Source organism: Streptomyces sp. NPDC056128 (assembly GCF_042263835.1).
GTDB lineage: Bacteria > Actinomycetota > Actinomycetes > Streptomycetales > Streptomycetaceae > Streptomyces.
The window spans coordinates 1-6,689 of the sequence record NZ_JBHJVQ010000064.1 but is presented as its reverse complement, the minus strand read 5'-3'; the positions used below and the strand labels follow the sequence as shown (position 1 = coordinate 6,689).

At 73.1% G+C, this 6,689-nt stretch carries 3 protein-coding genes and 1 pseudogene; 1 reads left to right on the top strand and 3 read right to left on the bottom strand.

Going from position 1 to position 6,689, the window contains the following annotated elements; translation table 11 throughout:
- A partial coding sequence (locus ACFC1X_RS40480; protein WP_376364697.1) for a hypothetical protein occupies positions 1-482 on the top strand: 482 nt, incomplete at its 5' end.
- A 29-nt stretch (positions 483-511) separates the two neighbouring features.
- Here the strand turns inward: ACFC1X_RS40480 and ftsH are convergent.
- The 3 genes and pseudogenes from ftsH to ACFC1X_RS40465 form a co-directional block, all read right to left on the bottom strand.
- Entirely contained in the window at positions 512-2,458 is a 1,947-nt protein-coding gene (gene ftsH, locus ACFC1X_RS40475) for an ATP-dependent zinc metalloprotease FtsH (protein ID WP_376364694.1), read from the bottom strand.
- Positions 2,459-2,575: 117 nt separating this feature from the next.
- Positions 2,576-4,126 carry a signal recognition particle protein gene (ffh, locus tag ACFC1X_RS40470; RefSeq protein ID WP_376364691.1) on the bottom strand — a complete coding sequence of 517 codons (1,551 nt, stop codon included), beginning with the start codon at positions 4,124-4,126 and terminating at the stop codon, positions 2,576-2,578.
- Positions 4,127-4,229: 103 nt separating this feature from the next.
- A pseudogene (locus ACFC1X_RS40465) lies at positions 4,230-6,611 on the bottom strand ([protein-PII] uridylyltransferase); the annotation flags it as partial.
- Positions 6,612-6,689 lie beyond the last annotated feature (78 nt).

Sequence of the window (6,689 nt, the reverse complement as noted above, 5' to 3'; positions counted from 1 at the left end):
CAGCATCGCCCTCGCCCTCCGAGGCGGCCTCGGGCGGCGAGCTGGCGACGGGCGCGAGCGCGACGGGGAAGGTCGCCGAGGACCCGGGCGAGGTCACCTACGACGTCGTGGCGGAGAAGGTCGAGGTGGGCACCGAGGCCGAGGCCGCGAAGGCGGTGGCGGACGCCGCGGACGTCAAGGGCAAGGTGCTGGCCACCGCGTACATCAAGTACACGCACAAGAGCGGACCGGCCCTGACCGAAGGCTCCGACGTGCACGACGGCGCCACGGTCTTCGCCGACGGGCAGCGCGGCAGCGTCCTCGTCGGCGCCTCCGAGGACGCGGCGGGCTGCGAGGACCCGTACGACGTCGAGAGCTGGAAGCAGGGCGAGAGCCACGTCTTCTGCGAGACGTACGTGATTCCGGCCGGCGCGAAGAGCGTGGAGGCGCACTGGTCGGAGGAGGACGGCGAGCCGTACATCTGGAAGTTCCCGCAGAAGTAGGAACGGGCAGAAGCGGGAACGTCCGGCGCTCACGCCTCCGGATCGTCCTTCGCCGGCCGGGTGATCCCGGCGATGCGGTACGCCTCCGCCTCGTCCAGCGTCTCGCTGGCGAGCAGGGACTCGGCCAGCGCGTCGAGCCGCTCGCGGTGGTCGCGCAGCTTGCGGACGGCCTCCTCGTAGCAGGAGTCGACGACCCGCCGCATCTCCCCGTCGATGGCGTCCAGCGTCTGGGGAGCGGCGGCGAGGCCGTACGCCTGCTGCGCGTCGCCGGGGAGGGCGGAGAGCCGGCCGACCCGCTCGCTCATGCCCCAGCGGGCGACCATGCCGCGGGCGATGTTGGTGACCTGTTCGAGGTCGCTCTCCGAACCCGTGGTGATCACGCCGTACACCACGTGCTCGGCCGCCATGCCGCCGAGCGCGCCGATGATCCGGCCGCGCAGGTACTCCTCGGTGTACGCGTACTTGTCGGCGTCCGGCGTCGACAGCGTCACCCCGAGCGCCCTCCCGCGCGGCACGATGGTGATCTTGCGGACGGGGTCGGCGCCCGGCTGCAACATGCCGAGCAGGGCGTGCCCGCTCTCGTGGTACGCGGTGCGCCGGCGCTCCTCCTCGGGCATCACCAGGGGCCGTTCGGCGCCCAGCTGCACCTTCTCCAGGGCCTCGGAGAGGTTGGCCTGCGTCACCCGGTCCTGCTTCCGCTTGACCGCGAGCAGGGCCGCCTCGTTGGCGAGGTTGGCGAGTTCGGCGCCGGTCATGCCCGGGGTCGTACGGGCGACCTGGGCCAGGTCGACGTCCGGGGCGAGCGGGATCTCGCGCGTGTGGATGTCCAGGATGGCCTCGCGGCCGCCGCGGTCCGGGGGCGAGACGCTGACCACCCGGTCGAAGCGGCCGGGGCGGGTCAGGGCCGGGTCCAGGATGTCGGCGCGGTTGGTGGCGGCGATGACGACGACGCCCTCGGAGCCCGAGAAGCCGTCCATCTCGGTGAGGATCTGGTTCAGCGTCTGCTCGCGCTCGTCGTGGCCGCCCATGCCGGAGCCGCCGCCGCGCGCGCGGCCGATGGTGTCGATCTCGTCGATGAAGATGATCGACGGCGCGACCTTGCGGGCCTCGGCGAACAGCTCCCGCACCCGGGAGGCGCCCACGCCCACGATCATCTCGATGAACTCGGACGCGGACGCGGAGAAGAACGGCACCCCCGCCTCGCCGGCGACCGCACGCGCGAGGAGCGTCTTCCCGGTGCCGGGCGGACCGGTCAGGAGGACGCCCCGGGGCATCTTGGCGCCCATGCGGCGGTAGGCGTCCGGGTTCTTCAGGAAGTCGACGACGTCACTGAGTTCGCCCTCCACCTCGTCGATCCCTGCCACGTCCGCGAAGGTGGTGCGCGGCTCCCCGGCCTCCAGCTCGACCGGTTTGGGCGGCGCCTTGCGGCCGAGCATGCCGCCCGCGCCGCCGCCCAGGGCGCCCCTCATGCGCCGCGCGATGAAGATCCACAGCACCACCAGGAGCAGCATCGGGGCCAGCGCGATCAGCAGGTTCGACAGGAAGCTGCGGTGCTGGACCACCGGTTCGGCCGTGACGGTGACGTCGTTCTTCGTCAGGTCGTCCCAGAGCCGGTCGTCAGCGAAGGTGGGCCGCTCGGTCGTGAACTTGGTGTACGTCCCGTCGCCGTCGGGTCTGTCGCGCTCCTTCTTGAGCTGGCCCTCGATCGCGTCGCCCTTGGCGTAGATCTTGCTGACGTTGCCCTCGTCGACCTGCTTGCTGAACTCCGTGTAGGAGATGGTCGGCTCGTCGCCCTCGTTGAAGAACGAGAGCACGAGGTTGGCGATCAGGTAGACGACCAGCGCGGCCAGGACCAGGTTCCACCAGCCGCCGCGCATCCTCCTGCCACCGGGCGGCGGTTTCGGAGGCTCGTCGGGTGTGCCCTCGGTGCGCCAGGGCGGCTCGGAGGCCTTGCGCGGCGGGGACGGGTTGGTCATATCCGGACGTTACGACAGGAAAGACGCCTGGGCATGTGCATGTACGGCGCTGGGGCGCCCCCCTTCGACAGAGGGCGCCCCAGCGCCGTACACACCGATCGGGCTGTCAGCCCAAGGTCAGCCCATGAACTTCTTGAACTCGTCGGGCAGCTCGAAGTCCTGGCCACCCTGCTGGGGCAGTCCGAGGGCGCCGCCGTTCTGCGCGGCGGCCGCGCGGCGGGCGGCCTCCTCCTGCTCCTGCTGCTTGCGTTTCATGGGGTTGCCGGAGCGCTGCTTGCCCTTGGCCTTCTTCTGCTGCTTCTTCTGTCGGCCGGGGCCGCCGCCCATGCCCGGCATGCCCGGCATCCCCGGCATGCCGCCGCCCTGGGCCATCCGGGACATCATCTTGCGGGCCTCGAAGAACCGCTCGACCAGGCCCTTGACCGCGCTGACGTCGACGCCGGAGCCCTTGGCGATACGGGCGCGGCGCGAGCCGTTGATGATCGTCGGCTCCAGGCGCTCGGCCGGGGTCATCGACTTGATGATGGCGGCCGTGCGGTCGACGTCGCGCTCGTCGAGGTTGTTGATCTGGTCCTTCATCTGGCCCATGCCGGGCAGCATGCCGAGCAGCTTGGAGATGGAGCCCATCTTCCGGACCTGCTCCATCTGGGCCAGGAAGTCGTCCAGGGTGAAGTCCTGGCCCTTCTTGGACGCCAGCTTCGAGGCCATCGCCTCGGCTTCTTCCTGGCTGAACGTCTTCTCCGCCTGCTCGATCAGGGTGAGCAGGTCACCCATGTCGAGGATGCGGGAGGCCATCCGGTCCGGGTGGAAGGCGTCGAAGTCGTCGAGCTTCTCACCGTTCGACGCGAACATGATCGGCTTGCCGGTCACCGAGGCGATCGACAGGGCCGCACCACCACGGGCGTCGCCGTCGAGCTTGGAGAGCACCACGCCGTCGAAGCCGACGCCGTCGCGGAAGGCCTCGGCGGTGTTGACGGCGTCCTGGCCGATCATCGCGTCGACGATGAAGAGGATCTCGTCGGGGCTGACGGCGTCCCTGATGTCCGCGGCCTGCTGCATCAGCTCCTGGTCGATGCCCAGGCGGCCGGCGGTGTCGACGATGACCAGGTCGTGGACCTTGGACTTGGCGAACTCGATGGAGTCCTTGGCGACCTTGACGGGGTCGCCGACCCCGTTGCCCGGCTCGGGCGCGTAGACCGCGACGCCGGCGCGCTCGGCGACGACGCTGAGCTGGTTGACGGCGTTGGGGCGCTGGAGGTCACAGGCGACGAGCAGCGGCGAGTGGCCCTGCTCCTTGAGCCAGCGGCCCAGCTTGCCCGCGAGGGTGGTCTTACCGGCACCCTGCAGACCGGCCAGCATGATCACGGTCGGCGGCTGCTTGGCGAAGCGCAGGCGGCGGGTCTCACCGCCGAGGATGCCGACCAGTTCCTCGTTGACGATCTTGAGGACCTGCTGGGCGGGGTTGAGCGCCTTGGAGACCTCGGCGCCCAGCGAGCGTTCCTTCACCTTCTTGATGAAGGTGCGCACGACGGGCAGCGCCACGTCGGCTTCGAGGAGCGCGATGCGGATCTCGCGGGCCGTGGCGTCGATGTCCGCCTCGGACAACCTGCCCTTGCCGCGGAGATTTTTGAAAGTCGCGCTAAGGCGGTCGGAGAGGGTATCGAACACGGTGGCGTCGGTCCTCGGAGTCGGGGGCGGTCTGAGCGTCTTCCAGGGTATCTGCCTTGGCAAGACATTCGTCCCCGCCCGCCGGATTCCGCGGGCCGCTCCGTCAGGGACGGCTCCGCAACGCCTCCTCCAGGGTCCGTGCCACGTCCCCGGCCTCCTCCCCCGGCAGTCGCGCGCCCTCCGGGCCGGTGACGTAGAAGGCGTCCACCGCGTTGGAGCCCAGGGTCGAGGCGTGCGCGCTCCGCACCCGCACCCCCGCCGCCTCCAGGGCCCGCCCCAGCCGGAACAGCAGGCCCGGCGCGTCCTGGGCACGGACCTCGATCACCGTGGCCAGCCGGGACGCGGCCGGGGCCACGGTCACCCGGGGCGGCGGCGGCTCCACACCCCGGCGCCGCGGATGGGCGGCGTCCCGCTCGGCGAGCCGGGCGGCGATGTCCAGGGTGCCGTCCAGGGCCCTGACCAGGTCGGCCCGGAGCCGCGCGGCCTGGGGCAGCGAGCCGTACTCGGCGGCGACCCGCCAGTCCAGGAGCAGCACGGAGCCCTCGACACCGTCCGGCAGCGGCAGGGACCGCAGCTCCGCGGTGCGGACGGTCAGCCGGTGCATGGCCAGGACCCCGGCGACGGCCGGGAGCACGCCCTCCTGGTCCGGCACGGCGATCAGCAGTTCCACGCCGAGCGGCTCGGGACCGGCGACCGCCGCCGGGTCGGCCGACGCCGGGTCGGCGGGCGGCTCGGTCTGGGCCCGCAGCGCCAGCACCGGCCCGCGCGTGCGGAACGCCTCGACGGCGAGCCGCTCCTGCTCGGCGGTGGGCGCGGCGGCCTCGGGCTCCTCCAGCGGGTCCCCGGCCAGCACCCCCGAGACGCGTTTCACCAGGTCGGCGACGAGGGAGCCGCGCCAGGACGACCAGGCGGCGGGTCCGGTGGCCAGCGCGTCCGCCTCGGTCAGCGCGTGCAGCAGCTCCAGGGTGTGCTCCGAGCCGACCGCGTCGGCGACCGCGCGCACGGTGGCCGGATCGTCGAGGTCGCGCCGGGTGGCGGTCTCGACGAGCAGCAGGTGGTGCCGTACGAGGGTGGCGAGGACGGCGGTGTCCGCGCGGTCGAAGCCGATGCGGGCGGCCACGTCCCGGGCGATGGTCTCGCCGGCCACGGAGTGGTCGCCGGGCCAGCCCTTGCCGATGTCGTGCAGCAGCGCGGCGACCAGCAGCAGGTCGGGGCGGTGCACGCGGCGGGTGAACCCGGCGGCGCGGACGGCGGTCTCGATCAGGTGCCGGTCGACGGTCCACAGGTGCACCGCGTTGCGCTGCGGGCGGCAGCGCACCCGCTCCCAGTCGGGCAGCAGCCGGGTGACCAGGCCCTCGGCCTCCAGCGCCTCCCAGACCTGCACGGTGGGCCGGCCCGAGCCGAGCAGGGTCACCAGTTGCTCGCGGGCCTCGGCGGGCCAGGGCGTGGGCAGCGGCCGGGTGGTGGCCGCCAGGCGCCGGACGGCGTGCCGGGAGAGCGGGAGCCCCGCCTGCGCGGCGGCGGCCGCGGCACGCAGCGGGAGCACGGGATCGCGTTCGGGACGCGCGGTGCGGGCGAGCACCGCCTCGCCGTCGTGCTCGACGACGCCCTCGGCGAGCGGGGAACGCTCCGGCGCCGGTTTCCCGCCGCCCAGCATGGCGCGCAGCCGCGGCCGCACCGAGCGCGAACGCAGCACGCGCCCCACCTCGCGCCAGGTGACGTCGCCGGCGTACGAGATGACCCGCGCCGTCTCGTAGACCTGCCGCAGCAGCGTGTCGGCGTCCAGCAGGCCCAGCTCGGCCGCCACCTGGTCCTGCTCCTGCAGCGCCAGCCGGTCGGTCGCCCGCCCGGTCGTCAGGTGCAGCGCGTCGCGTACGTCGAGCAGTCGGCGCCGGGCGTCGGCGAGGCCCTCGCGCGGGGCGTCGGCCAGCCAGGACGCGGCGACGGCGCGCAGGGCGGTGGCGTCGCGCAGGCCGCCCCGGGCCTCCTTGAGGTCGGGTTCCAGCAGGAATTGCAGCTCGCCCTGGCGCTCGGCGCGCTCGGCGCACAGTTCCCGGAGTTCGGGGAGGCGCTTGGGGGCCTGGTTGCGCCAGTCGGCGAGGACGGTGGTGCGCAGGGACGCGGTCAGGCCGAGGTCTCCGGCGAGGTGGCGGGCGTCCAGGAGACCGAGTTGGACTTTCAGATCCTCCCCCGCGGTCTTCCGGGCCTGCGCGGGGGTGCGTACGGAGTGGTCGAGGTCGAGGCCGAGGTCCCAGACGGGGTACCAGAGGCGGTCGGCGAGGGCGGCGACCGCCTTGTCGTCGCTCCCGTCGTGCAGCAGGAGCAGGTCGAGGTCGCTGCGCGGGGACAGCTCACCGCGCCCGTAGCCGCCGACGGCGACGAGCGAGACGCCTCGGCCCGGCCCGCCGGTGCCCGCGTCGAAGAGGCCCGACAGCCAGTCGTCCGTCAGTTCGGCGAGGGCCGAACGGCGCGGCGGGCCCGGCCCCCCCCCCCCCGGGGGGGGGGGGGCCGGGGCCCCGCGCGGCCCCCCCGGGCCCCGGAGGCAGGGTTGTTTTTATAAGGA

Excerpts from the sequence above, each read along its gene's own strand:
- ftsH (WP_376364694.1), bottom strand. The coding sequence starts at position 2,458 with ATGACCAACCCGTCCCCGCCGCGCAAGGCCTCCGAGCCGCCCTGGCGC.